Annotated in this window: 19 protein-coding genes and 4 pseudogenes; 13 read left to right on the top strand and 10 right to left on the bottom strand. The window is 73.0% G+C overall.

Annotated elements, in window-relative coordinates:
- Positions 1-15 precede the first annotated feature (15 nt).
- On the top strand, positions 16-924 hold the full coding sequence (locus RLT57_RS06960) for a hypothetical protein (RefSeq protein ID WP_311296491.1): 909 nt from the start codon (positions 16-18) through the stop codon (positions 922-924).
- A 17-nt stretch (positions 925-941) separates the two neighbouring features.
- Here the strand turns inward: RLT57_RS06960 and RLT57_RS06955 are convergent, their stop codons facing one another.
- Positions 942-1,532 (bottom strand): TetR/AcrR family transcriptional regulator, encoded by a 591-nt coding sequence (locus tag RLT57_RS06955; protein WP_311296490.1) that lies wholly within the window; start codon positions 1,530-1,532, stop codon positions 942-944.
- Between the two features lie 129 nt (positions 1,533-1,661).
- Between RLT57_RS06955 and RLT57_RS06950 the strand changes: the two genes are divergently transcribed.
- The 3 genes from RLT57_RS06950 (at position 1,662) to RLT57_RS06940 (ending at position 4,592) form a co-directional block, all read left to right on the top strand.
- Complete coding sequence (locus RLT57_RS06950) at positions 1,662-2,393, top strand: SDR family oxidoreductase (protein WP_311296489.1); 732 nt, start codon at positions 1,662-1,664, stop codon at positions 2,391-2,393.
- A gap of 334 nt (positions 2,394-2,727) precedes the next feature.
- A complete protein-coding gene (locus tag RLT57_RS06945; RefSeq protein WP_311296488.1) occupies positions 2,728-3,717 on the top strand; it encodes a tyrosine-type recombinase/integrase in 990 nt (329 codons plus the stop codon).
- 257 nt (positions 3,718-3,974) lie between these two features.
- Positions 3,975-4,592: a superoxide dismutase gene (locus RLT57_RS06940; protein WP_311296487.1), complete on the top strand. Its 618-nt coding sequence runs from the start codon at positions 3,975-3,977 to the stop codon at positions 4,590-4,592.
- 80 nt (positions 4,593-4,672) lie between these two features.
- On the opposite strand, the pseudogene RLT57_RS06935 reads toward RLT57_RS06940, so the two are convergent.
- Positions 4,673-5,169 (bottom strand): annotated as a pseudogene (locus RLT57_RS06935) (Tn3 family transposase); the annotation flags it as partial.
- A 1,241-nt stretch (positions 5,170-6,410) separates the two neighbouring features.
- On the opposite strand from RLT57_RS06935, the gene RLT57_RS06930 reads away from it, so the two are divergent.
- Genes RLT57_RS06930 through RLT57_RS06920 form a run of 3 tightly spaced genes read left to right on the top strand, consistent with a single transcriptional unit; the run spans position 6,411 to position 9,891 of the window.
- A complete protein-coding gene (locus RLT57_RS06930) occupies positions 6,411-8,147 on the top strand; it encodes a prenyltransferase/squalene oxidase repeat-containing protein (RefSeq protein ID WP_311296486.1) in 1,737 nt (578 codons plus the stop codon).
- A complete protein-coding gene (locus tag RLT57_RS06925; protein WP_311296485.1) occupies positions 8,147-8,968 on the top strand; it encodes an inositol monophosphatase family protein in 822 nt (273 codons plus the stop codon). The genes RLT57_RS06930 and RLT57_RS06925 overlap by 1 nt, the downstream gene beginning before the upstream one ends.
- The gene (locus tag RLT57_RS06920) at positions 8,962-9,891 is read left to right on the top strand and encodes a viperin family antiviral radical SAM protein (protein ID WP_311296484.1); all 930 of its coding nucleotides are present in this window, start codon (positions 8,962-8,964) and stop codon (positions 9,889-9,891) included. Before RLT57_RS06925 ends, RLT57_RS06920 begins: the two co-directional genes overlap by 7 nt.
- Before the next feature lie 96 nt (positions 9,892-9,987).
- Here RLT57_RS06920 and RLT57_RS06915 read toward each other — a convergent pair whose 3' ends face one another.
- A complete protein-coding gene (locus RLT57_RS06915; protein ID WP_311296483.1) occupies positions 9,988-10,395 on the bottom strand; it encodes an ArsR/SmtB family transcription factor in 408 nt (135 codons plus the stop codon).
- A gap of 96 nt (positions 10,396-10,491) precedes the next feature.
- On the opposite strand from RLT57_RS06915, the gene RLT57_RS06910 reads away from it, so the two are divergent.
- On the top strand, positions 10,492-12,519 hold the full coding sequence (locus RLT57_RS06910; RefSeq protein ID WP_311296482.1) for a heavy metal translocating P-type ATPase: 2,028 nt from the start codon (positions 10,492-10,494) through the stop codon (positions 12,517-12,519).
- Here the strand turns inward: RLT57_RS06910 and RLT57_RS06905 are convergent.
- Positions 12,482-12,799 (bottom strand): annotated as a pseudogene (locus RLT57_RS06905) (GAF domain-containing protein); the annotation flags it as partial. The gene RLT57_RS06910 and the pseudogene RLT57_RS06905 sit on opposite strands and share 38 nt — an antisense overlap.
- A 472-nt stretch (positions 12,800-13,271) precedes the next feature.
- Positions 13,272-13,673, bottom strand: a pseudogene (locus RLT57_RS33265) (protein kinase domain-containing protein); the annotation flags it as partial.
- Positions 13,674-14,374: 701 nt separating this feature from the next.
- Between RLT57_RS33265 and RLT57_RS06895 the strand changes: the two are divergent.
- Entirely contained in the window at positions 14,375-14,587 is a 213-nt protein-coding gene (locus RLT57_RS06895) for a hypothetical protein (RefSeq protein WP_311296480.1), read from the top strand.
- A 236-nt stretch (positions 14,588-14,823) separates the two neighbouring features.
- Here RLT57_RS06895 and RLT57_RS06890 read toward each other — a convergent pair whose 3' ends face one another.
- Positions 14,824-16,353 carry a flavin monoamine oxidase family protein gene (locus tag RLT57_RS06890; RefSeq protein WP_311300608.1) on the bottom strand — a complete coding sequence of 510 codons (1,530 nt, stop codon included), beginning with the start codon at positions 16,351-16,353 and terminating at the stop codon, positions 14,824-14,826.
- 529 nt (positions 16,354-16,882) lie between these two features.
- Entirely contained in the window at positions 16,883-17,893 is a 1,011-nt protein-coding gene (locus RLT57_RS06885; protein WP_311300607.1) for a Gfo/Idh/MocA family protein, read from the bottom strand.
- Between the two features lie 212 nt (positions 17,894-18,105).
- Between RLT57_RS06885 and RLT57_RS06880 the strand changes: the two genes are divergently transcribed.
- Genes RLT57_RS06880 through RLT57_RS06870 form a run of 3 tightly spaced genes read left to right on the top strand, consistent with a single transcriptional unit; the run spans position 18,106 to position 20,827 of the window.
- Positions 18,106-19,413, top strand: a complete 1,308-nt coding sequence (locus RLT57_RS06880) for a multidrug effflux MFS transporter (protein ID WP_311296479.1) — start codon at positions 18,106-18,108, stop codon at positions 19,411-19,413.
- Positions 19,414-19,473: 60 nt separating this feature from the next.
- On the top strand, positions 19,474-19,674 hold the full coding sequence (locus RLT57_RS06875) for a hypothetical protein (RefSeq protein ID WP_399129783.1): 201 nt from the start codon (positions 19,474-19,476) through the stop codon (positions 19,672-19,674).
- Positions 19,640-20,827 carry a serine hydrolase domain-containing protein gene (locus RLT57_RS06870; RefSeq protein WP_399128190.1) on the top strand — a complete coding sequence of 396 codons (1,188 nt, stop codon included), beginning with the start codon at positions 19,640-19,642 and terminating at the stop codon, positions 20,825-20,827. Before RLT57_RS06875 ends, RLT57_RS06870 begins: the two co-directional genes overlap by 35 nt.
- Here the strand turns inward: RLT57_RS06870 and RLT57_RS06865 are convergent.
- Together RLT57_RS06865 and RLT57_RS06860 are read right to left on the bottom strand one after the other, a co-directional pair.
- Positions 20,820-22,076, bottom strand: a complete 1,257-nt coding sequence (locus tag RLT57_RS06865; RefSeq protein WP_311296477.1) for a YncE family protein — start codon at positions 22,074-22,076, stop codon at positions 20,820-20,822. The two genes, RLT57_RS06870 and RLT57_RS06865, sit on opposite strands and share 8 nt — an antisense overlap.
- The gene (locus tag RLT57_RS06860) at positions 22,076-22,873 is read right to left on the bottom strand and encodes a polysaccharide deacetylase family protein (protein WP_311296476.1); all 798 of its coding nucleotides are present in this window, start codon (positions 22,871-22,873) and stop codon (positions 22,076-22,078) included. Before RLT57_RS06860 ends, RLT57_RS06865 begins: the two co-directional genes overlap by 1 nt.
- Before the next feature lie 160 nt (positions 22,874-23,033).
- On the opposite strand from RLT57_RS06860, the pseudogene RLT57_RS06855 reads away from it, so the two are divergent.
- Positions 23,034-24,281: pseudogene (locus tag RLT57_RS06855) on the top strand (glycosyltransferase family 4 protein); the annotation flags it as partial.
- Positions 24,282-24,720: 439 nt separating this feature from the next.
- On the opposite strand, the gene RLT57_RS06850 reads toward RLT57_RS06855, so the two are convergent.
- Entirely contained in the window at positions 24,721-26,196 is a 1,476-nt protein-coding gene (locus RLT57_RS06850) for a sugar transferase (RefSeq protein WP_311296475.1), read from the bottom strand.
- Between the last annotated feature and the right edge of the window lie 87 nt (positions 26,197-26,283).

Below are 26,283 nucleotides of genomic sequence, written 5' to 3'. Positions count from 1 at the left end.
ACGGTCCTTGAGGAAATGGGGATCTTCCTGGACGACAGTGAACCGTCCTTCGAACGCTGGCTCGCCGATCGTCTGAAGGGTCTCGCCCCCGGCATTGCTGCGGAGGCTGAACGCTGGACCCGGGTTCTGCGCGACGGCGGCCCACGGAGCCTGCCTCGGCAACAGGGCACGGTCTGGCTCTACCGCAACCGGGCCCGACCGGCGCTGCCGGAGTGGTCGAACCGCTACGACCACCTGCGGGAAGTGACCCGCGACGACGTCCGCACCTACGTCAAGACACTGCGCGGCCGGCAGCGGCATGACCAACTCGTGGCCCCGCGTTCGCTATTCATCTGGGCCAAGCGGAATGGGCTGATCTTCCGCAACCCGACCGGCCGGATCAAGGTCGGGCAGTACGAGTACGCCGTGCTGCAACCGCTGGTCCCCGACCAGGTCGACCGCTCTGTCGCGGTGGCCACCACCCCGGCGACGCGGCTCATCCTCGCCCTCGCGGCGATCCACGCCGCCCGGGTCGCTCAGATCGGCACGCTCATGCTCGACGATGTCGATCTCGGGAACCGCCGGCTGGCCATCGCCGGGCGAGTCCGGCCGCTCGACGACCTCACCTCGAAGCTGCTGCTGGACTGGCTGGAGCACCGGCGAAGCCGGTGGCCGAACACCGTGAATCTCCACCTGCTGATCAACCAGCAGACCGCCACCAAGACCAGCCGCGCCAGCAACCACTGGATCAGCGCTGCGATGCGCGGGCAGGACGCGACGTTGGAACGGCTCCGCGTTGACCGGCAACTCGAAGAGGCCCTGACCCACGGGCCCGATCCGCTCCACCTCGCCGAGGTGTTCGGGCTCGACGAGAAGACCGCGATGCGCTACTCGGACTCCGCACGAGCACTACTGGAACAGGCCGCTGAACAGCAGCTTCGATGATGTCCGGGCTTCTGGCGTCAGTTTTCGGGGGGCCGCGACGGCACGGGTTTCAGTCCGTCCAGGATGAGGTCGAGGAGGCGTTCGGCCTGCTCCCGCTGCTCGGGCTTAGCCGAGGTGAGGGCGATGCCGGCGAGGGCGGCGAACATGTCGGTCGGGCTGATGTCGGACCGGATCGTTCCGGCAGCGCTATTGGCGTCCATGAGGGAGGAGAGGGCGGTCTGAATCATCTCGTGACTTTCGGCGTAGGGATCGGTTCCCAAGCTGACGACGGCCCGCAGGGCGTCGGCCATGCCGAGTTTGGCGGTGGCGTAGTCGATGAAGCTGCGGGTCCAGGCTCGCAGCGCCTCAGGCGGTGACATCGCCGCAAGGAGACCGGGGACGGCGTCGCACAGCCGGGCCACTTCGTTGCGGTACGCCGCCTCGATCAGAGCTTCCCGGGTCGGGAAGTTGCGGTAGAGGGTGCCGGTTCCCACGCCCGCTTCTCTGGCGATGCGCTCGAAGTGCGCATCCAGTCCCTCCTCGGTGAACACGTGCACCGCGGCGGCCAGGATCTTCTCCCGGTTCCGCTGTGCGTCAGCCCTCAGCGGGCGTCCTGCATCCCGGGCCATCAGTGGCTCTCCCTTGTCTTCATTTGCTAAGTGGAGGCTCCGCCACTTAGTGTGAACGAAGTGGCGGAGCCTCCACTTTCACTGTAGGGCACGGCCGCCCCCACTCCTCCGCTGGAAGGACTGTCCATCATGTCGGGAATCGAAGGCAAAGTCGTGGCGATCACGGGCGCCAGCAGCGGCATCGGCGAGGCGACCGCGCTTCTGCTCGCCGAGCGCGGTGCAAAGATCGTCCTCGGGGCACGCCGTCCGGAGCGTCTTGAGGCTCTGGCCGCCCGCATCGAAGAGGCGGGCGGTGAAGCCGTCTGGGCCCGCACGGACGTGACGCGACGCAAGGACCTTGCCGGCCTCGTCAAGCTGGCAAGCGATCGATACGGCCAGCTCGACGTCCTCGTCAGCAACGCCGGGATCGGCTTGATCTCCCGTCTGGATGACCTGCGCGTCGAGGACTGGGAGGAGATGATCGACGTCAACCTCAAAGGGGTCCTGTACGGGATCGCCGCGGCCCTTCCCGTCTTCCGGGAGCAGGGCTTCGGGCACTTCGTCAACACCGTGTCCACCGCCGGACTGCGTATCGTGCCGCTCCAGTCGGTGTACGCCGGCACGAAGAACGCCGTCCGCACCATCTCCGAGGGCTTGCGGCAAGAGGCCGGCGACAGCCTGCGCGTCACCGTCGTCTCTCCCGGCGCCGTCCGCACGGACTTCGCAGAGCGCATGGATCCGGCGGTGAAAACCCAGATCGACAAGATGATGGAGACCGCTCTTTCGCCCGACGCGGTGGCCCGCGCCATCGCCTTCGCCATCGAGCAGCCGGACGGTGTCGATGTAGGCGACATCGTGGTTCGCCCCACCGCCCAGGGATAGTCTGCGCGACCACGCAGCTCACCCCCACGTTCCTACCGAACCCACGGATACCCCCAGCCGACGCACACGGACCGACCCTCGAGTTCCCGCTGAACAAGCTTCAGTTCCGCTGAACCCACGGGCCTCACGGGGGTTGAGAAACATCGGAACGAAAACCGGCGCCAAGCCCCCGGCGGCTCTGGCGGGCGCACTTCGGGGTACGGCCGGCCGGGCGGGTTGGAAGTCTTCCCGCAGATAACGCCCTAATATCTGCGGCATCGCCATATCCGACCTGCGGCGACATCGCCGAGCCGCTGCGCGAAGCGACCCCGTTGTCTGCGGTATGGGGGAAGCGGTGCCCGCCGTCGTCCAGCTCCAGTCCGGGAAGGCGCTGAGCGTTTGGTCGGCGGCCGATGTCTTCCTCGGCTTACTTGCCAACCCGAACACCGCCCGCGGCTACGGCATCGGCGTCGAGAAGACCGCCGAACGGCTCGGCGAGGACCGGCTCCTGGCGGCCGTGGTCGACGACGAGGTCGGCGAGGCGCTGGAACTGCTGTGGGGCACCGCCGCGGTCAACACCTGGAATGCCCGCCGCGCGGCGGTGCTGTCCTGGCTCGGCTGGTGCGCGGACCACGGCTACGACGGCCCGGCGGCCCCGGCCTGGGTGAAGCGGATGACCCCGCCGGACTCCGAGACCCAGGTTCGGCCGAAGGTGATGGTCGACCGGCTCATCGCCCGCCGGGAGGACCCGCTGCGGGAGAAGACGCTGTGGCGGATGCTCTACGAGACCTGTGCGCGGGCCGAGGAGATCCTCGGGACGAACATCGAGGACCTCGACCTGGCCGGCCGGCGGGCGCCGGTAAAGGCCAAGGGAGCCGCCGCCCGCCGCCGCCGGGGCGGCCGGACGCGCGGGGACTTCGTGCTGGAGACGGTCCACCGGGACACCGGTACCGCGCGGCTGCTGCCCCGGCTGCTGCCCCGGCTGCTGCGCGGCCGCACCCGTGGCCCGGTGTTCGTCACTCATCGCCGCCCCAACCCCGGCAAGGTGCTCGGGCCGCGCGACGTGTGCCCGGACACCGGGCTGGCCCGGCTGTCGTACGGTCAGGCTCGCGCGTTGCCGGACCGGCACACGGCAGTCGGAAGCGTGGCCGGTACCGGATGGGATCTGCACGAGTGGCGGCACTCCGGCCTGACCCACCTCGGCGAGCAGGGCGCCTCCCTGCTGATGCTGATGGCCAAGTCGAGGCACAAGAAGCCGGAGAACGTCCGCCGCTACTTCAAGCCTTCCCCGGACGCCATCGCCGAGGTGACCGGCCTGCTGGCGCCCGGCGACAGCCGCCGGTGACGGGAGGGGCGGATGCGGGCCACTGCGGTGGCCGTTGGACGGTGACGGTGCCGACCCGCTCGAACCGGCGGTTGCCGGGTGAAAGACGATCACCTGTCGGAAGGGCGGCACCCAGGGGTGCCGAAGTCCGGAGGCTGACGGGTCGGCCCCGCCTGAACGCCATCGTGGTGCATCCTGTGCGTTGTTGCAACTCTCTCGCAATAACGGCCTAGGGTGAGTCCTGACGATCACCCAACTGCTGAAAGGGGCCGTGTCTGATGGGCACGTACACGCTTCCCGACCTGCCGTACGACTACTCCGCGCTCTCGCCGTCCATCACGCCGGAGATCCTGGAGCTGCACCACGCCAAGCACCACGCCGCGTACGTCAAGGGCGCCAACGACACGCTGGAGCAGATCGCCGAGGTCCGCGACAAGGACGCGATCACCCCGACCGGCCTGGTCGGTCTGGAGAAGACCTTCGCGTTCAACCTCTCCGGGCACGTCCTGCACTCGATCTTCTGGCAGAACCTCTCCGCTGACGGCGGCGACCGCCCCGACGGCGCACTGGCCACCGCGATCGACGAGCACCTGGGCGGCTTCGAGGCGTTCAAGAAGCAGCTCACCATCGCCACCAGTTCGGTGCAGGGCTCCGGCTGGGGCGTACTGGCCTTCGAGCCGCTGGGCAAGCGGCTGATCGTGGAGCAGGTCTACGACCACCACGGCAACGTCGGCCAGGGCAGCGTCCCGCTTCTGGTCTTCGACGCCTGGGAGCACGCCTACTACCTGCAGTACAAGAACGTCCGCCCCGACTACGTCAACAAGTTGTGGGACCTGGTCAACTGGAACGATGTCGCCGCCCGCTACACCGCGGCGACCGCCGCGGTCGCCGGCTGACGGTCGCACTACGATCCCTGCGGGCCGGGAAGCCGAACAGCGGCTTCCCGGCCCCGCCCCGTCCTGCGGGGCGGCCGCGGTTACGCCTCGTCGGCCATGTCCGGGTCGCGCAGGGAGCGCATGCCCCCGGGCAGGTCGGGGAGCTTGAATGAGTACCGGCCGTGCATGTTGATGTGCTGGCGTACGAACGGTGAGAGGCGGGCGATGTCCTTGTCGCGAACCTCGGCCCCGTCCGCCCGCAGATGGTTGACCGCTGCGTCCATGTACCGGGTTTTGACGAGCACCACGGCGTTGAAGACCAGGCCGAGGGCGCCGATCTGGTCCTCTATGCCGTCCTGGTAGCGCTGGTAGAGCTGCCCCGCGCGGCCGTGGAAGATCTTCCGGGCGAGCGCGTGGCGGCCTTCCTGGAGGTTGGCCTGTGCCCTGATCTGGCGGCGGTAGCCGGGCTGGTCGGCCAGGCGCAGGATGTGCCAGGACTTGGCGATCCGCCCGTAGTGCGCGATCGCGTCGCCCAGCGGGGTCGGCCGCCCGTCCCGCGACACATGCGGATCACGTCGTACGCCCGGACGGCGACGGTGTGGCCGGCGTTCGCAGCTGATCCTGGCGCGTTCGCGGCGCAGGGCCGCCAGGATGTCAGGGCGGCGGTCGTAGGCGTTGCGCCATCGCAGGGGGCGGGCATGGCGTGGTTGGGGCGGTTCGAGTTGCCCGAGACGAAGTCGCGTAAGGACCTCGTCACCAGCCGGAAGGCAGCCCGGAGTGGACAGGTTGTTATCCCTCGCCGGCGCGGGGGGAACGATCTGGCAGCACGTCAGGGCCTGAGGCAAGACGAGACGCCTCGCGTACTCGTCGTGCGTGGTTGCCGGATGCGCGTCCGGTCCTCTCGCAGCCCGTGCCTGTGGCCATTCCCGGGGTCAGCGCATCAAGCCTCGGATGACGTGACGAAATCCGGATCGTCGTTGCCCAGCGGGCCCCGGAAAGCATGCTCATTCAGCGCGGGCGCGCGGAACCCGGCGATCCACTGATCCTGAGTCCTTCCCTGGTGCAGGTTTCACCGACATGGCAGGGAGAGCCCGGGATGAAGGGCTGGCTGTATGGAAGACCGTCGGCTCAGGAAGCGGCCCGACAAGGAAGACGCGGAAGCGTGAGCGTACTTCCTTGGGCGGCACGCGCACACGGTGTCGGGTGAAGGGGAGGCCCGGCGTCCAGGACTGATCCTCTCCGCCATGCAGGGCGCCGAGATACGGCTGTCGGAGGTCCGTACCGACAAGCGGCGAGGGGGCTTTGCCGACGCTCGGGACGGCGGGATCGCCATGTGGTGACGGGGTGGGCGGAGGGCGGCGGGCCTTCGTGGGGCAGGGAGACGGGCAGGGACGCGGGCGGGAGCACGGCTCTCTCTCGGGGCTGGCCGGGTACCCGCGGCCCCGGGGAATTCCCCGGGGTGCGGATCGGACCCGGGGGACGCGTAGAGCAGCAGGTCAGGGATTGGTCGGGCCGGCGGGAGCCGCATACCCGGCGTACGGCCCGGCCTGTTCGCCGCCGCCCGCGTCATCGGCCTTCCCCGCCGCCGAGAGCTGGAGGTCGTCGTCCGCCATGGTTCGTGGGTGCTGGCACGGCGCTGGCGTGCATATATGCGGGTAAAGCATACGTAAAGTTCAGTGGTCCGCCGTGTGATCGAGCCTCATTATGGGGATTTCCGTAGCAGGTGGGGAACCTTGCCCCTTCGGGTACTCCGGGGGAAGCGTCGTCCCACACGCTTCCGCGTCTGACGACCGTTGAGAGGCGTCCTTGGCGACCGCCGGATCGCATCACGCGCAGGACATGGGAAAGCTGATCATCTGGCTCATGCTGGTGCAGCGGGACGCGGAGGTCTTCTATCTGACGGGGGAACCCGGCCGCAGGCGCTGTCCTCGACTGGTGATCGGCGTCGGACGGCTGCGTCAGACGGACCTGCGGACCGCCGTCGTGGAGGCGGCGAGGAGCCAGCTGCACCTCGACATCTCCTACTTCGGCGTGCTGGCCGTCGACGAGGCGGCCGAGGACCTGCGCCTTTTCGTGGGAGCGGAGACGCCGCCGGTGAACGCGGCCGCGCGGGGCGCGCAGCGCCTCACGTCCCACCGGGTCGAGGACCTCCCCCATCTGACCGGCGACCTGCCGGGCGAAGGCGTCTTCACCCTGGCGCTCCAACGGCGGACGGCGGAGAGCACGGCCGGCGCCCTGGGCCTCTCCCTGCGCAGGGCGGTGGAGGGTGCCGTGGACTACCTGGACGCGCACGTCTCGGTGGAGAGCGGCATGCAGGGGTGGAACCAATACCAGGACGGCCGGACCATAGGAGTTCTCTCCACGGCCCAGGCCCTGCTCTCGCACGTGTACGCCGGCAGCCGGGTGCGCATCGTGGACGCCGCGGGGGAGACGTTGGGGGCGCTTCAGAACCCCGACGGCGGCTGGCAGATCCGCCGTGCCCTGGTGGGGGCGCTGAGCGACGTGTCCATCACGGAAAGCACGGCCTACTGCCTGATGGCCCTCAGCGAAGCGGGCCGAGGCGACGACACCCCCGCCGTGCAACGGGGGCTCGCATGGCTGGAGACGGCCCAACAGGCCGACGGCGGCTGGAAGTCGTCGGCGGCGGACAGTACGTCGAACGTGGTCGCGACCGCCTGGGCCGTCCGCGTCCTCGCGACCCTGGGGCGCACCACGCCCGCGCGCCGCGGCGTCGAGTGGCTGCGGACCGCGCAGAACGCCGACGGCGGCTGGGGCCCGGTCGCGCGCCACCCGAGGTCGGCGGCCGCGGACGCGGAGTCCACGTCGTCCCCCGCCTACACGGCGCACGCGCTGCTCGCGCTGCTGAGCCAGGGCGTCGACCCGGGCGAGCGCCACATCGTCAGGGGCTGCGCCTACCTCGACGGCGCCTTCGACCCGGCACGGGAGGAGCCGTGGACCTCCACCTCCTTCACCACGGTCGTCGACAACAACTCCTTCGCGCGGCTGGACTTCAGGCACTTCGCCACGCCCTGGGCGCTGGCCGCCCTCAGCGCGACGGGCCGGGACCTCAGCGATCCGACGCTGCTGCACGGCACTCTCAAGCTCCTGCGCATGCAGACGGCGGACGGGGCCTGGCGGAGCGGGCTGACCGCGCCGGGGGATTTCCCCGTCTGGGCCTGCCACGACGCGCTGTTCGCCCTGCGCAGCATCACCGCGCGCAGTGCCGAGCGATTGGACGCCGTCGCCCTCTCCGCTTATCACGAAAGACAGCTGGAGGCTCTGGAGAAATCCCTCGGAAAGCGGATCTCCTCCTCTGCCGCCCCGTTGACCAGCGGTGCGCGGTCGTATGTGACTACCGCATGGCTTTCCTTGCTCACCGTCTTCGTCGTCCTTCTCGCTTTCCGGCAGTTGAACATCATCGGCGCATCCGGCGGATCTGCCTTAGGGCAGTTGGCGAAATGGGTGGGCACCGCTGTTGTGGCGGCCGTCGGAGCGCTGGCGCCTCCCGTTGTGGTAGAGGAATACAAGATCAGACGACAGCAGAATCAGAATTCTGCGGAGGAGGAGTACCCGTAATGAATCCGTCGATCACACTGACCAAGGGGTGGCAGAAGGAAATGAAAGCCGCCGTCTCGGCTGCCAGAGAGGCCGGCTCGGTGATCCGCGCGGACTTCGGGGACCGCAAGGTCGTACAACGCAAGGGCCACTATGACGTGCAGTTACGGGCCGACCTGACGTCGCAGCGGGTGATCGTCCGACAGTTGACCGACCTGTTCCCCGACTACGGGATCGTCTCCGAGGAGGGAATGCAGGGCGGCTGGGACGAGACGGACCTGACCTGGGTGGTCGATCCGCTGGACGGTACCAACAACTTCGGCTACGGCATCGCGCACTGCGCTGTGGCCATCACCCTGTTCGCCGGTGACGCGGCCGTGCTGGCCGTGGTGCTCGATCCGCTCCTCGGCCGTACGTTCACCGCCACCGCCGGCGATACGCCTCGATCGGGCGACCTTGCCGCGGCGACGGCCCTGCGCGACGCCACCGTCGCGCTCGTCACGGACTACTCCGTGGAGGGAAGGGTCACCGGACGGCACATCGAGGACATGCTCAGCGGCAACTGCAAGCGCGTCACGACGATGTGGGCGCCGGCCCTGGACCTGGCCCTGGTCGGCAGCGGGGCCATCGACGCCATGGTCGCCCGCAACGCGGCACTCATGGACGTGTGCGCGGGGATCCTTCTCGTCCAGGCCGCGGGCGGGACCGTACTCGGCCTTGACGGCCGGCCGCTCGAACTCCGCAAGTCCCTGCACAGTTCGCCGGTCTCCTTCGTCGCGGCCAGGAGCCGCAAACTCGCGGCCGACCTGTCGGAACTGGCGCTCGCCGTCCCGGGATGGTGAGCACCGTCGGCGGCACCGCACGGGTGCCGCCCCCGATAAAGGCGGTGAACTTCCACATCTGGCAGCCGTGCAACATGCACTGCGGCTTCTGCTTCGCGCAGTTCAAGGACGTCCGCAGGGACGTCCTGCCCGCCGGCCACCTGCCCGCGCGGGACGCCCTGCGGGTGGTGGACGCGCTGGCGGACGAGGGCTTCCAGAAGATCACCTTCGCCGGCGGTGAGCCCTTCCTGTGCCCATGGCTGCCCGATCTCGTGGCACGGGCCCATCAGCGGGGGATGGTCACCTCGATCGTCACGAACGGCTCGCTGGTGAAGGACGTCACCGGGCTCGCCGGCGTACTGGACTGGCTGGTGCTGAGCGTCGACAGCCTCGTGCCCGACGTGCTGACCAGGCTCGGCAGGACGACCGCCGGCCGGGCGATACCGGAGCACGCCTACCGGTCGCTGTGCCTGGACGTGCGGAACGCCGGAATCAGTCTGAAGATCAACACCGTCGTCACCCGGGCGAACCTGGGGGAGGACCTCTCGTCGTTCCTCCTGGACGCCGCGCCTCGCCGCTGGAAGATCCTGCAGATGCTGCCCATCGACGGGCAGAACGGCGGGTACGACAATCCGTTGCGTGTCACCGACGAGGAGTTCCGGGCCTTCGCCTCCCGGCACCTGTGGGTGGCGCGGCACGGCATCGACGTCGTCTGTGAGGACAACGACGCGATGACCGGCAGTTACGCGATGCTCGATCCGGCGGGCCGGTTCTTCGACAACGTCGACGGCCACTACTCCTACAGCGAAAGCGTGTTGAGCGTCGGAGCCGCCGCCGCGCTGCGGCAGGTGACCCTGGACCGCGCCAAGTTCCTGGCGCGGGGCGGCCAGTACGACTGGAGGGCGGCGGAGCCCGCCGTACTGGTGCGCGGCGCGGTCGAGTGAGGCGCCGGGCAAGGCCGCCGCCCGGCGCCCCCTCCCGGCGCGGCGTTCGCTGCACGCGTGCCGGACGCCCGCCGCGAACGGGACGCCGTCCGCGGCTCAGCGCGCCGTGGGCGCCGGGGAGGCGGAGTGCGGCCGGTCCGCGCCGGCCGGGGTGTCGGTGACGCCGAGGCGGAGGTGTTCGACGTGGTAGAGGGCCTGGTCGAGCAGTTCGGCGACGTGGTCGTCGTAGAGGGCGTAGACGACGGAGCGGCCCTGGCGGGTGCCGGTGACCAGGCCGAGGTTACGGAGCAGGCGCAGTTGGTGGGAGCACGCGGACTGCTCCATGCCGACGGCGGCGGCCAGTTCGGTGGCGGGCAGCGGCCCCTCGCGCAGCCGGGCCAGGATCAGCAGCCGGGAGGGCGTGGCGAGGGCCTGGAGGGTGGCCGCGACCTTGGGCGCGTTCTGCGCGGTCAACGCGGCGCGCGGTGCGGCGCTGTCGGTCGGGACGTTCGCTCCATGGCCCATGGCCACCATTCTACGGACATGAACGAATGAATGACTGTTCATACAGTCCTGTATGGTGGGCGGGTCGGCCTCCCTCCCGCGAAGGACTCGCCTGCCATGTCCACCACCGTGACCAGGTCCGCCCCGTCGGCGACCGTCCGCCGCGACGCGGACTCCCGGCGGCGTACCCGGGCGCTGGCGCTGCCGGAGGCCCGCTGGGCGCTGGCGGCGCTGGTGCTGTTCCTGGCGGCCTTGCCGCTGGATCTGCTGGCCGCGCCGGTGTGGACGTGGGGCCCGCTGTTCGCCGCGGCCTACGTCGCCGGCGGCTGGGAGCCGGGCTGGGCCGGGCTGAAAGCGCTGCGGGCCGGGACACTGGACGTGGACGTGCTGATGGTGGTCGCCGCGATCGGCGCGGCGGCGGTCGGCCAGGTCCTCGACGGGGCGCTGCTGATCGTCATCTTCGCCACCTCCGGGGCGCTGGAGGCGCTGGCCACCGCCCGTACCGCCGACTCGGTGCGCGGCCTGCTGAACCTCGCGCCGGCCACGGCCGCCCGGCTGCTGGACGGCGGCCGGGAGGAAACGGTGCCGACGGACCGGTTGGCGGTCGGCGACACGGTCCTGGTGCGGCCCGGTGAGCGGATCGGCGCCGACGGCCGGGTCCTGGACGGGGCCGGCGAGGTGGACCAGGCGACCATCACCGGCGAGCCGCTGCCGGTGGCCAAGGGGGTCGGGGACGAGGTGTTCGCCGGAACCCTGAACGGCACCGGGGCGCTGCGGGTGAGGGTGGAGCGCGACCCGTCGGACTCGGTGATCGCCCGGATCGTGAGGATGGTCGAGGACGCCTCGCAGACCAAGGCGCCGACGCAGCTGTTCATCGAGAAGGTCGAGCAGCGCTACAGCCTGGGCATGGTCGCCGCCACGGTCGCGCTGTTCGCCCTGCCGCTGGCCTTCGGCGCCGCGCTGCAGCCGACGCTGCTGCGGGCGATGACGTTCATGATCGTCGCCTCGCCGTGCGCGGTGGTCCTGGCCACCATGCCGCCGCTGTTGTCCGCGATCGCCAACGCCGGACGCCACGGCGTGCTGGTGAAGTCCGCCGTCGTCATGGAGCGGCTCGGGCGGATCGACGCGGTCGCGCTGGACAAGACCGGCACCCTGACCGAGGGGACCCCCCGCGTCACCGACGTCCGGCCGCTGGCCGGGCGCGGCCTGGACGAGGACGCCCTGCTGCGCCTGGCCGCCGGCGCCGAGCACGCCAGCGAGCACCCGCTGGCGCGCGCGGTCACCGACGCCGCCCGCGCCCGCGGCCTCGGCGTTCCCCCCGCCGCCGGCTTCGCCTCCGCCCCGGGCGCCGGGGTCACCGCCGCCGTCGAGGGGCGGACGGTCTCGGTGGGCAGTCCCGCGCGCCTGCTGGACGCCTCCGACAGCGCCTCCGACAGCGGCTCCGCCGCGGTGGTGGCCGCGGAACTGGAGGACCAGGGCCGCACCGCGGTCCTGGTCCTGGTCGACGGCGCTCCGGCGGGGGTGCTGGGCATCGCCGACCGGCTGCGGGCGGAGGCCGCCGCCACCGTCACCGCGCTGGCCGCGCTCACCGGGACCGGCCCGACCCTCGTCACCGGCGACAACCCGCGTGCCGCCGCCCGACTGGCCGCCGAGGCCGGCATCACCGACGTCCGCGCCGGGCTGCTGCCCCAGGACAAGGTCACCGCCGTGCGGGAGATGCAGGACGCCGGACGCAGGGTGCTGGTGGTCGGCGACGGTGTCAACGACGCCCCGGCGCTCGCCGCCGCCCACACCGGCATCGCCATGGGCCGGGCCGGATCCGACCTGGCCCTGGAGACCGCCGACGCCGTCGTCGTCCGCGACGAGCTGGGCACCGTCCCGACCGTGGTGGGCCTGTCCCGAACCGCGCACCGCCTGGTGGTGCACAACCTGGTGATCGCCGGGGTGTTCATCACCGGCCTGGTGGTCTGGGACCTGGTCGGGCACCTGCCGCTGCCGCTGGGTGTCGCCGGCCACGAAGGCTCCACCGTCATCGTCGGGCTCAACGGCCTGCGGCTGCTCGCCGACCGTGCCTGGCAGCCCGCCGTCGGCGCCGGGCGGCCGGGCCTCAGCCGTCGAGGAGGAGGCCCTGGACGGCACCGATGAGGCGGAGGGCGTTGGCGCGGCGGCCGGGGTCGGAGGCGGGGCGGTCGAAGAGGACGCGCAGCGCGGCGGCGGCCTGGCGGGCGAACATGCTGAGCAGGTCCAGCTCGGAGAGCTGGCCGTGGGCCTGCGGGGCGGGGTCGAGTACCTCCAGCACGCCCAGCACGCCCAGCACGCCCAGCACCCGGGAGCCGCTGACGAGGGGGGCGGCCATCAGGGCGGCGCGGGCGGTTCGGGCGGCGGGGGCGGTACGGGGACGCCGGGTCCGCGGTATGCGCCGGGGCCGGGGCCGGGGCCGGGGCCGGGGCCGGAACCGGCCCGTCCGGTCCGGCGGCCGGAACCGTCGGCGGGTGCGGGTGCGGGTGCGGGTGCGGCGGGTGCTGGTGCTGGTGCCGCGCGGAAGCGGGCGGGGCGGGTCGCGTGGCGGGGGCGTCGGGGACGTCGGGGAGGGTGGGGCGCCGGAGCGGGTACCGCGCCGCCTTCGCCCGGCCCCGCCGCGGCCGCGGGGGAAGCCGCCGGCCGGTCCGCCGCCGTGCGGGGCGGACGTCCGCCGCCGTGGGCGCCTCCGTCGCCACGCGGTCCGGGACGGCCAGCGCGCTCGCCAACTCCGCCCGGTGCCGGTCGACCAGAAGACGCGTCGGCTCGGTCAGCCACTGACCGCCCGCCATGGCGGGCCCGTCGCCGTCCACCAGGGCACGGAGCACCTGGGTCGGGTCGGGACGCCGTTCCGGATCCTTCGCCGGACAGGAGCGGACCAGCGGCAGCATCCCGGCCGGCACCCTGTCGAGGTCCGGCTCCTCGTGCACCACCCGGTACGTCCGCAGCATCGCCTCGCCTCCGCCGAAGACGGCCGCGCCCGCCGCGTACGCCAGCACCGCGCCGAGGGAGAAGACGTCGCCCGCCGGTCCCACCGGCAGGCCGCACGCCTGCTCCGGCGAGTGATAGCCGGCTGTGCCGAAGACGGGTGAGCCGCTCGCCGTCAGCGGGGGTGGCGCCCAGGTCGCGCGCGATGCCGAAATCGATGACGCGCGGCCCGTCCTCGGCGCGACGATCACGTTGGAGGGCTTGAGGTCGCGGTGGATGACGCCCTCCGCGTGTATCGCGGCGAGCGCCTCGGCGAGGCCCGCGCCCAGGATCCGCGGCCGGCCCTCGGCCATCGGCCCGTACGCGGTGACGGCGGACTCCAGCGACGGTCCGGCCACGAAGGCGCTGGCCAGCCAGGGCGGGAAACGTCCGGGTCCGCGTCGACCACCGGCGCGGTGTGGGAGCCGCCGACCCGGCGCGCGGCCCTGACCTCCGCACGGAAGCGCTCCCGGTACCGCGGTTCCGCGGCGAACCCGGGCTTGACGGTCCTCACCGCCACCGCCCGCCCGGCCGGGGTACGGGCCAGGTAGACCACGCCCATCCCCCCGCTGCCGAGCAGGCCGAGCAGCTTGTACGCCCCGACGGCCACCGGGTCCCCCGCCCGTAACGGCTCCATCCCCCGCCTCCCCGCCGGACGGCCGGCGCCGTCCGAACCCAGGCCCGGCAGTCTATGACCCGAGGTGACCGCCAGGCGGCGCGTCGGGCCCGGCCGGAGCAGCCGGCGCAGCCGGGCCGGGCCGCGTCGCCGGCGGGTTCACCGGCACGGCGCCCGGCGCAGCCGACGACGGGTTGTCATGCGTGCGGTGGCGGTGTGCCGACGGCCGCACCGCGCTGGAGCCGGCGGCCAGGCCCGCGTCTCCGTCCCACCCCCGACGGGTGCGCGCTCGACACGCGCCGCGCACACCCCGCCGCCAACCGGGACGGCGACGGAGTCGTCAACCACCGGGACCACGGTCCCGACGACGCCGGCCCCGACGCCGACGGGGGATGCCCGGTGCCGAGGGACAGCGACGGGGACGGCGTGGTCGACACCGTCGACGACTGCCCGACGGTCAAGGGGCCGGCGGACAGCCAGGGGTGCCCGCCGAAGGAGTTCCCGGCGCTCGGCGACTCCTGCCCCTCCGGCGACGGGGCGCCGCCCTACCGGGCCGGGAGCAACACCCGGGGGGACGTCTGCCACCGGTCGTCCCAGACCGCTTCGGGATGAGCCACGGCGGCTTCGGCGGGGGCGGCCACGGCGGTCACGGAGCCCACGGCGGCTTCGGCGGAGGGGGCCGCTTCGGGGGCGGTGGCGGCTTGAACGGGCCGGCGGCCACCACGGCGGTTGAGTCGGAGCGCTCAGGTGCCCGAGCGCTCCGGCGCCGGGCGTTCACGCGGCGTCGGCCGCGCGTGGCGCACGTGGGTGCGGCCAGGCGGACGCCTCCGCCTGGCCGCACACCGCGGTCAGGCCGCCAGCACCCTGGTGTGCAGTGCCGTCACCGCCTTGCGGGCGGAGGCGAAGGCGCCGTGCTGCCAGGCGTCCATGTAGCTGAGCCAGTCACCGGCGAAGTAGACGTGCCCGGTGGGGTCGTTGAGGGACTTGTAGCGCGGGTCGTCGGGTCCGCCCGGGGTGCTGTGCCAGGCGGCTTCCTGGTACGGGAACTGGCGCCAGTGCTGCGAGAAGGAAGTGGCGAGCTCCGTACGGTACTTGTCGCCGTAGATCTTCACGCCCACGGCCACCGCCCGCGCCTCGCGGTCCTTCGGGGTGAGCGGGGCGTAGGAGTCGGCGGCCGAACCGGTGTTGTAGTAGCCGATGATGACACCGCGTCTGCCGAGGAAGCCGTGGGACGGGTGCCAGATGTGGGTCACGTCGAGATCGGTCTCGGTGATGCCGCCGAAGATGCCGTGGTCCGTCTCCCACCAGCGCGAGCGGTACTCCAGGCCGATCTTGCCCGCCGAGGACGGGGTGATGGCCGACAGCGCGGTCTGGACGTCGGTGCCGAGGTTGTGCGGGACCTTGGCGAGGATGTTGGGCGGCATCGCCGCGACGCAGTAGTCGGCGTCGACGGTGTGGGTGCGGCCGTTGCGGGTGTACGTGACGGTGACGCCGTGCGCCTTGTCGGTGACCTGGGTGACCGCGCAGCCGGTCTGGATCCTCCGGGAGCCGATCGCGCCCGCCAGCGCGTGCGGTATCCGGTCCATGCCGCCGACCGGCTGGAACATCAGCATGGCCTGGTCATAGCCGAACTCGAAGGAGAAGTAGCGGCCGATACCGGTGGCGAACACCTCGGAGGCGGTGGGCACGTTGCCGTACTCGACGCCGGGGGTGCCGGCCGCGGCCGGCACGACGGAGTAGCCGCGGCGCTCGCTGCCGGTGTACTCCAGGGTGCGGCCCAGGTCTCCGTAGCCGCGCAGGAACGTGATCAGCCGCTCCTTGTCCTGTGCGGTGAGGTCCTGGTCGAGGGCCCCTTGGTTGCTTGCCTTGGCGAGGAGTTCGGAGACGTAGCCGTAGACGTCGGCCTTGGCGGTGCGGTAGCGGGTCGGCGCCGTCATGCCGGATTTCTCGTTGTAGAGGTAGGCGTCGGCGTTCTCGTTGGTGAACACCTCGATGGGCACGCCGAGTTCACGGCAGTAGTCGAGGGTCAGCATCCACTGCGCGATCCGGGCCGGTCCGGCGTTCATGTACTGGCCGTCGGAGAAGCGGGCGGTCTGCCGGTAGCCGTAGAGGTCGGTGGTGGTGTCCCCGCCGCGGACGGTGAAGTTGCGGCCGCCCGGCCGGTCGCGGGCTTCCAGGACGGTGCAGTCGTAGCCGGCCTTGCCCAGTTCGTACGCGGTGGTGAGGCCGGCGATACCGCCGCCGAGGATCACCACTTTGGCAGCGGCTCTGTGGGTGAGGTGGAAGTCTCCGGTCCGCGGGGCCCGGAAGGGCGCCTCGTGGCCGGCGGCCGCGGCGGCGGTGGGCGCCAGGCCCAGCGCGCCCATGGTGGCGAACATCGCGCCGGCGCCCCCGGTGGCGCCGACCGCCCGGAGGAAGGAACGGCGATTCAACTGACTCATTGTCATGTCCCCTTTCGCTGCTGGCGCAGGGACTGTGACAGCGCGGTGTTACACCCCGTCGGTCGGCAGGTCACGCAGGTGTGAGGTAAGCCTCACCGGTGGCTGTTTTCCGGCCACTCGGTGAGAGCGGTCCTCCGATGTCCGGTGGCGGAATACCGTTGTCCACCACCTCCGGAACCACCCCGAACCGGGAGGCAAGGGGAGACGACTCCCGGCAGAGCTGGGACTATTGACGGGCCGTGGGTTCGGCAGTTGCATCACCGGCACCTGGAGCCACACCGGCGCGCGGACCCGTACGGCGGGGGAGGTCCGCCGGCCCCGATGCCGCGTGCGGTGGCCGCCCACTTGTCCTGGGCAGCCGCCGCACGCGTCAGTACGCCGCCGCGCCGCCTCTCGCCGCCTCGCGCCGCCTCATCCCGGTCGCCCGGCCGGCCCCGCCCGGACCGCTCCCCGGGCACGCCGCCGCTCAGGCCCAGTCGGCGTCCAGGTCGACGCCCTCGTAGCGCACCCCGATCCGGCGCCGGATCCGGTCCAGCGTGCGCATCACCGCGAGCGAGCCGTCCAGCGGTACCAGCGGGGACTCCGTCTCGCCCGCCCGCAGGCAGCGCATCACCTCGGCGGCCTCGTGCCGCATGGTGGACCGGTCGGTGTCGGTGTGCACGTCGGCCAGGTGCACGGTGGTCGGGGTGTCCTCGCCGCGGCGGTGCAGGACGAAGCTCTCCGGGTGGAAGAAGCCCTCGGCGATCTCGATCCGCCCCTCGCTGCCGCTGATGGTCGCCGTCGCGGCGGTCTCCGCGGTGAACGAGCAGCTCAGCGTGGCGACCGCACCGCCGTCCCAGCCCAGCAGGATGCCGGTGTTGCCGTCCACACCCTCCGGGGTCAGGTGCGCCCACGCCTCCACCGCGTCCGGTTCGCCGAGCAGCAGCTGCGCGAAGGACACCGGGTAGACGCCGAGGTCCAGCACCGCGCCGCCGCCGAGCCGCGGATCGCGCATCCGGTGCTCGGGCGCGAAGTCGCCGGCGAAGCCGAAGTGCGCGGAGACGTTGCGGACGTCGCCGATCACCCCGTCGGCGATCATTCCGGCCATGTGCCGTACCAGCGGGTTGCAGTACGTCCACATGGCCTCCATCAGGAACAGCCGCCGGTCCCTGGCCAGGGACACCAGCTCCCGCGCCTCCCGGGCGTTGATGGTGAGGGCCTTCTCGCACAGCACCGCCCGCCCGGCCTCCAGGCAGAGCCCGGCCGCGTCCCGGTGCGCGGAGTGCGGGGTGGCCACGTACACCACGTCCACCCCGTCGTCCGCGGCCAGTTCGGCCCAGCTGCCGTAGGCGCGGGGGATGCCGTACCGCTCGGCGAACGCCTTCGCGCCCGCCTCGCTGCGCGAGCCCACCGCCACCACCTCGGCGTCCGGCAAAGACAGCAGCGCCTCGGTGAAGGTCGCGGCGATCCCGCCGGTCGCCAGGACACCCCAGCGGATCCTGCGCTTCCCGCTCGCCCCCGGGTCCGCCACCGTGCTCGTCACCGTGTCGGTCGTCGCGTTCGCCGTCGCGTTCGCCGCCATGTCCATCGCCCCGTCCTGTGTCACGTGCTCTGTTCCGTCCTTGCCCGTCGAACTCGTCAAACTGTCCTCACATCGGTTCTCGATCATCTGCGCAGGCTGAAAGAATAAGGATGATTCAACTACTTCCGATGGAGAGTGCCGCCGTGCCGGACGCCGGGCCGTCAACCCCCGCGCAAACCACCGCATCACCCGCCGCCCCCCTGTCCCCCGCATCCGCCCTCGACGCCCAGCGCCGTGTCGGCCTGCTCGTCACACTCGTCCTCGGCGGCCTCACCGCGCTGCCGCCGCTGTCGATGGACATGTACCTGCCCGCGCTGCCGCAGGTCACCGACGCCCTGCACGCGCCGGCCGCCACCGTGCAGCTGACCTTGACCGCCTGCCTGGCCGGGATGGCGCTCGGCCAGCTCGTCATCGGCCCGCTCAGCGACCGCTGGGGCCGCCGCCGCCCGCTGCTGGCCGGCATGGTGGTCTACGTCCTGGCCACCGCGGTCTGCGCGCTGGCGAGCTCCGTCGAGCTGCTGATCGGCTTCCGGCTGCTCCAGGGCCTGGCCGGCGCGGCGGGCATCGTGATCGCCCGCGCGGTGGTCCGCGACCTCTACGACGGCCTGGAGATGGCCCGCTTCTTCACCACCCTGCTGCTGATCTCCGGGGTCGCCCCGATCATCGCCCCGGTGATCGGCGGCCAGATCCTGCGGTTCACCGACTGGCGCGGCGTCTTCGTCGTCTGCACCACGATCGGCATCCTGCTGACCGCGGTCGCCTGGCGCTGGCTGCACGAGACCCTGCCGCCCGAGCGGCGGCACGCCGGTGAGCTGTCCGGCACCTTCGGGGCGATGCGGCGGCTGCTCGCCGACCGCGTCTTCACCGGGTACGTGGTGGCCGGCAGCTTCGGCTTCGCGGCCCTGTTCACCTACGTGTCCGCCTCCGCCTTCGTCGTGCAGGACATCTACGGCGCCTCCGCCCAGACCTTCAGCCTGCTGTTCGGCCTCAACTCGGTCGGCATCGTCGCCGTCGGCCAGCTCAACGGCAAGGTGCTGGTGGGCCGGGTGGACATGGACCGGGTGCTGGCGGCCGGACTGGTGCTGATCACCTCCGCCGCGGTGGCGCTGGTGCTGCTCACCACCGGGGTGTTCGGCCGGCCGGGCCTGTTCGAGGTCGCCGCCGGGCTGTTCGTGCTGATGGCGTCGATGGGCCTGGTGCTGCCCACCACCAACACCCAGGCGCTGCTGCGCACGAAATACGCGGCCGGCTCCGCCTCGGCGCTGCTCGGCACGTCGTCGTTCCTGGTCGGCGCGGTGCTGTCGCCGCTGGCCGGGATAGCCGGGGACGGGACCGCGGTGCCGATGGCCGTCACCATACTGACCTGCACCCTTGTCGCCTGCGCGGCCTTCCTCGGGCTGTGCGTGCGCGGGCGGCGTACGGTGGAAGAACCGTAGGGCGCACCCCCACGGGGCGGGCGCCGACACCGTCATCAGGAGGACGCGATGTCCGACGCGATGTCAGAAGAGGTTGCGGACGAGAGCACCTGGGCCTTCAAGACCGCCGACAGCTCACTGCACACGGGGTCCGAGCACGCCGTGGACCCGGAGGACCTGGTGATGGCGTCCGGCCGGGAGCCCACCCCGGAGCTGGTCGAGAAGGCCCGCCGAGCGATGGAGGAACATGGCAGCGCCGCTGTCGAGAGGTACCTGCCCTGAGGCGGGCCTCGACGCCGACGAGCTGAACCGGATCGTCCCCGAGCTGGCCGGGTACCTGCGCCCGGCACCCGCGCGGCCGTGGTGCGCGGGCGCCGTGGTGCTGGCCGGCCGCGGCCGTACCGTCGCGCTGCACGAGGCGGTCGGCTGGGCGGTCCGGTACGCCCGCTACGACGAGCACACCGGCCTCGGCGTCGAGCTGCCGCCCGAGCGGTGGGTGCCGATGCGGCCGGACACCGTCTTCGACCTGGCGTCGCTGACCAAGCTCTTCACCTCGCTGGTCGCCGCCGGCCGGCTGGACCTGGACGCGCCCGCCGCCTCGTACGTCCCCGCCTTCGCCGCGGCGGGCAAGGCGGCCGTCACCGTACGGCAGCTGCTGGACCACACCTCCGGCCTGCGCCCCGAACTGCCCTTCTACGATCAGCCGACGCCGGAGGACCGCGCCCGGCTGCTGTGGCGGGAGGCTCCGGCGCACCCGCCCGGCACCCGGCGGGTCTACTCCGACCTCAACCTGATCGCCGTCCAGCACTGCCTGGAGGCGGCCACCGGCCGGGGGCTCGCCGAACTGATCCGCACCGACGTCACGGAGCCCCACGGCATGACCGGGACCTGCTTCAACCCGCCGCCGGAGCTGCTGCCGGGGATCGCCGCCACGGAGGACCAGCGCCGGCCGTGGGGGAGGCTCGACCGGGGCATGGTGCGCGGGCAGGTGCACGACGAGAACGCGTACGCCATGGGCGGCGTCAGCGGGCACGCCGGGCTGTTCGCCCCCGCCTGGGACCTGGCGCTGCTGTGCCGGGCGCTGCTGGACCGGGGCGGGCCCTGGCCCGGGTTCGAGACCGACCAGCGCTGGTTCATGGGCGAGCTGGCCGGGCGGGGCGCGGCCGGCCACACCGGGTTCACCGGCACCAGCCTGGTCCTCGACCCGGCCACCGACACCTTCCTGGTGCTGCTCGCCAACTCCGTCCACCCCTCACGCACCTGGCGTGAGGGCAGTGCCCCGCGGGCCGCCGCGGCGACCCGGCTGGCCCGCGCGGTCCTGCCCCGGGAGACCGGCCGCGGTGGGGAATCGGCTCTCCCCGGTGGGACGGCCCTCGCCGGCGGGGCGGCCCGCCCCGGGGACGGCGGCGGCGACCCGCCGCCCGCCGCTATCTGAAGATCCCGGTGTGCCCGAGCGAGTAGCGGCCCGGCTGCGGGTAGACCGCCAGGCCGTGCGGACCCGCGCCGACCGGGATCTTGGCCAGGGTCGCGCCGGTGGCGGTGTCGAGGGCGTACACCTCGGCGTCGTAGCGGCCCGACAGCCACAGCACCTTGCCGTCGGCGGACACCCCGCCCATGTCGGGGCTGCCGCCGCCGTCGATGCGCCACTTGTGGACGAGCCGGCCGGTGGCGAAGTCGAGCACCGAGACGGACCCCTCCTCGCGGTTGGAGATGTACATCGATTGCGAGTCCCGGGAGACGTACAGGCCGTGCGCGCCCTTGCCGGTACGCAGCAGCGTCGGCTTGGAGAAGGTGTCGCCGTCGAGCGTCCAGACCCCGTCGGCGACCATGTCGGCGACGTACCAGGTCCCGCCGTCCGGGGAGATCTTCACGTCCTGCGGCATCGCGCCCTCCAGCGGCAGCCGCTGCTGGGCCACCACCTTCATCCGCGCGGTGTCCACCTTGAGCAGCTCGCCGCTGAACTCGCAGGAGACGATGAAGTACCGGCCGTCCGGTGAGAAGTCGGCGTGGTTGACCCCGTAGCAGGACACCGGCAGCGACTTCCGCACCGCCATGGTGTGCGCGTCGCGGAACACCAGTTCCCGGTCCAGGGAGGCCATCACCACCGCGTACCTGCCGTCCGGGGTGAAGTAGAGGTTGTACGGGTCGTGCACGGCGACGGTCCGGCCGGCCTTCCCGGTGGCCGGGTCGATCGGGGTCAGCGAGTTGCCGACGTCGTTGTTGACCCACAGCGTCTTCAGGTCCCACGACGGCACCACGTGCTGCGGCTGCGCGCCGACCGGGATGGTCTCGATCACCTTGTACGTCCGCGGGTCGATCACCGAGACCGTGTTGGACTCGGTGTTGGGGACGTACACCCGGGACGGGAAGTCCCGGACCGCCGGGGAGAGCGCGTTCGGCCGGTCGGCGGCGTAGACGTCCTTCGGGTCCAGCGGCGGCGGCATCCCGGGCAGTCCCGCGGGCAGTGCCGGGCGCGCCGCCGCCTCGCGGACGGCCTCGGGGGTCGCCGGGGCCGGGGCGTGCGACTGCGTGCCGGAGGCGCCGCAGCCCACGGCGAGCAGCGCGGCGGACGCGGCGAGCAGTGCGCCGGACAGCGCCCGGCGGCGAGGGCGGCCGGCGCGGTGGGGGCGGTGGGGGCGGTGGGGGCGGTGGGGGCGGCGGGGGTGGTGACGGTGACGGCGCATCAGGCAAGCAGCTCCGAGGTCGTGACCGCGCGGAGGCCCCGGCGGTGCAGGTCGTCGAGGATTCCGGGCAGCGCGGCCACGGTGCCGGCGTGCCCGAAGTGCAGGGAGACCACCGAGCCGTTGCCGGCCAGCCGGGCGGTCTCGGCCCGGATCCGGTCGGCGCCCGGGTCGGTGTAGTCGAGCGGGTCCACGTCGTACGACAGCAGGTGCGGGTACCCGGCCCGCTGGGCGAGCCGCACCACCAGCGGTGTGGTCAGCCGGGCCCGGGAGGGCCGGAACCAGCGGCCGGGCGAGCCGGTGAGCGCGCGCAGCCGCCGGGCGCAGCCCTCGATCTCGGCGGTCGCCGCGGCGGTGTCCATGGCGCCGATGTCCCGGTGCGTCTGGGTGTGGTTGCCCAGTTCGTGGCCGCCGTCCAGGATCCGGCGGGCCAGCCGCGGATAGGCGTCCAGCCAGCTGCCGACGGCGAGCACGGTGATCCGGGCGCCGGCCTGTTCCGCCGCGGTCAGCAGGGCGGTGGCCAGCGCGGGTTCGCCCTGGCCGTGGAAGGTGAGGGCGACCCGCGGCCGGTCCCGCGGGCCGTGCTCGACCTGGTCGGGCAGGCCGGGCGGCAGCGGGGGAGGGGCGGCGGTGCCGGCTGTGCCCACCGGGCTGCGGCCCGCGGCGGGCCCGGCGCTCCGGTGGGGGGCGGGTGCGGCGGACGGGTGGCCGCCCGCGGCCGGCCCGCCGTCGGGTACGCACCCGGTCAGCAGGGCTCCCGAGGCGGTCACTTGGAGGAGATTTCGGCGCGAAATGGACATCGTGCATCACTTTAGGGCGTCATGTCCCGTCTGCCCGGGTGTCCGGGCCCGCGTCGCACGGATGGCTCGTACGGCCGAAGGAGCGCTGCGGCACCGGGCGGTGACCGTACGCCAGGTCGTAGGGTGGGCTTCCGCTCGTCTCCGGGGGAAGGAACACACCGTGGCCGGTTCCGGCACGCGCCGCCGACTGCTGCTGGTCACCACCAACTACGCGCCCGAGCAGGCGGGGACCAGCCGGTACGCGACGCAGATCGCCGAGCACTGGGCGGCCGGCGGTGCCGAGGTGCACGTGCTGACCGGCATGCCGCACTACCCGGCGTGGCGGCTCGACCCGGCGTACGAGGGTGTCCGGCGCGCCGAGGAGGACCGCGGCGGCGTACGGGTGCACCGCCGCGCCCACACGGTGCCGGCCCGGCAGAGCGCCCTCGGCCGGGCCCGGTTCGAGCTGTCGGTACTGCGCGGCGGCCTGCGCGCCGCGCCGCTGATCCCGCCGCCCGACGCGGTCGTCGCCCAACTGCCCACGCTGGCCGCCGGGGTGATCGGCGCCCGGCTCGCCCGCCGCTACGGTGTCCCCTACGTGCCCGTGGTACGCAACCTGCTCGGCACCCTCGGCACCCTCGGCACCCTCGGCACCCGCGGCCGGGCCTCCTCGGCGCTGGCCGGCGCGGCCGAGCGGTACGCCCTGCGGCGGGCCGCGCTGGTCGGCGTGGTGCACGAGTCGATCGTCGCCGAGGTCGCCGCGCTCGGCGTGCCGGCCGGCCGGATCCGGCTGATACCCAACTGGTCGCACCTGCCCCGGCCGTCCCGCCCCCGCGCGGAGATGCGGGCCCGGCTGGGCTGGCGGCCAGGACAGACCGTGGTGCTCTACTCCGGGGCGCTCGGCGCCGGGCAGGACCTCGACGTGCTGGTCGCGGCGGCCCGGCTCGACCCGGGACTGCGGGTGGTGCTGATGGGCGAGGGCGAACGCCGCGAGGAGCTTCGGGCGGTGGCTGGCGGCCTGCCCAACCTCGACTTCCCGCCGACGCCGGACGACACGCAGTACCCGGACGTACTGGCCGCCGCCGACGTGCTGCTGGTCGCGCAGCGGGCGTCGGCCGGCGGCACCGGTGTGCCGCCGGAGCTCGCCGCCTACCTGGCCGCGGGCCGCCCGGTCGTCGCCGCGGTCCCGCCGCAGGGCGCGACCGCCCAGGAGCTGCGGCGCTCGGGCGCCGGCGTGCTGGTGCTGCCGGAGGACCCGCGGGCGCTGCTCGCCGCCGTGGGCGCCCTGACCGCCGACCCGGCCCGCGCCGCCGCCCTGTCCGCCTCCGGTCCCGCCTACGCCGACGCCCACCTCACCCGCGAGGCCGGGCTGAGCCGGATCGACGCGCTGCTGGCCGAGGCCCTGCCCCCGCCCCGCCCCGCGGGCCCCCCGCTCGCCCGGCCGTCAGCCGCCCCGGCCCCGGCCGCCGTACGGCCCGGCGACGCGCCGCCGACTGCCGTACCGCCGCAGCCTGCCGCGCCACCGGTCGCCGTACCGCCGCCGCCCGTTTCCGTAAGCGGCGACGCGCGGCCAGCCGCTCCTCCGGTGTCCTCGGCCGCCACGGCCCCCGTCGACGTACCGTCCGCTTCCGCGCCACCCGTTTCCGTACCGTCCCGCGACACGCCATCGACCGCCCTTCCGCCGCCGCCCGCCGCACCGCCAGGCGACGCGCAGGTGCCGCCGGAGCCGGGGGTGCCGCCGAAGGAGGCCGGGGAGGCCGGGGAGGCGCGGCCGGACGGTCCGTGACGGTCCCCGACGGGGAGCGGCCCGGCGCCGGGCCCTGGAGGGCACCCGGCGCCGGGCCGTTCGGGTGGGGCCGGCGCCCCCGTCAGTACGCGCCGCGTCCGTCGACGACGGCCCGCAGGGTGCGGGCCATCACGTCGACGTCCGTGGTGAACGACCAGTTGTCGACGTACCGCAGGTCCAGCGTGACGGTCTCGTCCCACGACAGGTCACTGCGTCCGCTGACCTGCCACAGCCCGGTGATGCCGGGCTTGACGGCGAGCCGCCGCACCTCGACCTTGTCGTAGCGCGCCACCTCGTCGGGCAGCGGCGGACGCGGACCGACGAGCGACATCTCGCCCCGCAGCACGTTGACCAGCTGCGGGAGTTCGTCGAGCGAGTAGCGGCGCAGCGCCCCGCCGACCCGGGTCACCCGGGGGTCGCGGCGCATCTTGAACATCAGGCCGTCGTTCTCGTTGGCGCCCGTGCGCTCCAGATCCGCCTTGCGGGCGTCCGCGTCGGCGACCATCGTGCGGAACTTGTACATCATGAACGGCGTGCAGTTCTGCCCGTACCGGGTCTGCTTGTAGAACACCGGCCCCGGCGAGGTGCACCGGATGGCCAGCGCCACCACGCCGAACAGCGGGGCCAGCGCGAGCAGCCCGAAGGCCGCGCCCACCCGGTCCACCACGGCCTTCAGCCCCACCTGGAAGCCGCGGTTCAGCGGCGGGGCGACGTGCAGCACGGCCAGCCCGCCGGGCGCGTCCAGCTGCACCCGGCGCACCGCCACGTCGATCAGGCCCGGCAGGATCGCCACCGGCACTTTCGCGTCGTGCAGCGCCCAGCACAGCCGGCGCAGCCGGTCCGCGGACAGCCGCGGGCCGGGCGAGACCAGGACCAGTTCGGCGTGGTGCTCGCGGGCGGCGGCCAGTACGGTGGCCGCGTCCGCGGTGATGTTCTGCGGGTCGACCGAGCCGAGCCGCGCGGTGACCGGAGCCCCGCACTCCAGCCGGGCGTTGCCCACCGGAACCACCCCGACCACCACGTACGCGTGGTCGGTGCGGCCCGCCAGGTGTCCCACCACGTGGTCGGCGGTGCTCGGTTCACCGATGACCAGGACCCTGCGGACCGCCTGCGCGGAGCGGCGCTCCGAGATGAGGTGGCGCTGGGTCAGGTTGCTGGCGACCATCGTCAGCAGCGGCCCGGAGGCCACGCCGGCGACGGCCAGCAGCGGTGCGACGATCTCACCGCAGGCGGTGCGGACCATGGCCAGCGCCCCGAGCAGCACCACCCAGTCGGAGAGCGCCGCGAGGACGCCGCGGGTCTCCCCCAGTACGTCGGCCGCGTACCGGCGCCGTGCCGCGCGGACGGCCGTCCACAGGGACGCGGCGACCAGGGCGCACCCGAGCGGGTGCGGCTGGCCGGTGTGGCGCAGGACCAGAAAAGCGGGGACGCCGATCCCGAGGACGTCCACCGCGAGGGCGAGCGGCCGGTACCAGGCCGCCTTGTCGCGGTACGTGCTGTGCGCGCCGCGCACACTGTGCTTGCCGTGCCGCCGGCGCCTGCGGTAGTCGCCGGGCACACCAAGGGCATCGGTGGTCCCCGATGCCCTGGTCTCGAAGGGAGGCGGAGTGGGACTCCGCCCGGGTCTGGGCTCGCTTTCCACCGA

The sequence above is a fragment of the Streptomyces sp. ITFR-21 genome, from assembly GCF_031844685.1.
Taxonomy (GTDB): Bacteria; Actinomycetota; Actinomycetes; order Streptomycetales; family Streptomycetaceae; genus Actinacidiphila.
Note: the sequence above shows the minus strand (reverse complement) of the source record. Positions and strands in the feature narration are given on the sequence as shown.

What these genes read in the sequence shown, in the direction of transcription:
- RLT57_RS06960 (WP_311296491.1), top strand. Translation starts at nt 16, where the DNA reads ATGGGGATCTTCCTGGACGACAGTGAACCGTCCTTCGAACGCTGGCTC.
- RLT57_RS06955 (WP_311296490.1), bottom strand. Translation starts at nt 1,532, where the DNA reads ATGGCCCGGGATGCAGGACGCCCGCTGAGGGCTGACGCACAGCGGAAC.
- RLT57_RS06950 (WP_311296489.1), top strand. Translation starts at nt 1,662, where the DNA reads ATGTCGGGAATCGAAGGCAAAGTCGTGGCGATCACGGGCGCCAGCAGC.
- RLT57_RS06940 (WP_311296487.1), top strand. Translation starts at nt 3,975, where the DNA reads ATGGGCACGTACACGCTTCCCGACCTGCCGTACGACTACTCCGCGCTC.
- RLT57_RS06930 (WP_311296486.1), top strand. Translation starts at nt 6,411, where the DNA reads ATGGGAAAGCTGATCATCTGGCTCATGCTGGTGCAGCGGGACGCGGAG.
- RLT57_RS06925 (WP_311296485.1), top strand. Translation starts at nt 8,147, where the DNA reads ATGAATCCGTCGATCACACTGACCAAGGGGTGGCAGAAGGAAATGAAA.
- RLT57_RS06920 (WP_311296484.1), top strand. Translation starts at nt 8,962, where the DNA reads ATGGTGAGCACCGTCGGCGGCACCGCACGGGTGCCGCCCCCGATAAAG.
- RLT57_RS06915 (WP_311296483.1), bottom strand. Translation starts at nt 10,395, where the DNA reads ATGGGCCATGGAGCGAACGTCCCGACCGACAGCGCCGCACCGCGCGCC.
- RLT57_RS06910 (WP_311296482.1), top strand. Translation starts at nt 10,492, where the DNA reads ATGTCCACCACCGTGACCAGGTCCGCCCCGTCGGCGACCGTCCGCCGC.
- RLT57_RS06890 (WP_311300608.1), bottom strand. Translation starts at nt 16,353, where the DNA reads ATGTTCGCCACCATGGGCGCGCTGGGCCTGGCGCCCACCGCCGCCGCG.
- RLT57_RS06880 (WP_311296479.1), top strand. Translation starts at nt 18,106, where the DNA reads ATGGAGAGTGCCGCCGTGCCGGACGCCGGGCCGTCAACCCCCGCGCAA.
- RLT57_RS06875 (WP_399129783.1), top strand. Translation starts at nt 19,474, where the DNA reads ATGTCAGAAGAGGTTGCGGACGAGAGCACCTGGGCCTTCAAGACCGCC.
- RLT57_RS06870 (WP_399128190.1), top strand. Translation starts at nt 19,640, where the DNA reads ATGGCAGCGCCGCTGTCGAGAGGTACCTGCCCTGAGGCGGGCCTCGAC.
- RLT57_RS06865 (WP_311296477.1), bottom strand. Translation starts at nt 22,076, where the DNA reads ATGCGCCGTCACCGTCACCACCCCCGCCGCCCCCACCGCCCCCACCGC.
- RLT57_RS06860 (WP_311296476.1), bottom strand. Translation starts at nt 22,873, where the DNA reads ATGTCCATTTCGCGCCGAAATCTCCTCCAAGTGACCGCCTCGGGAGCC.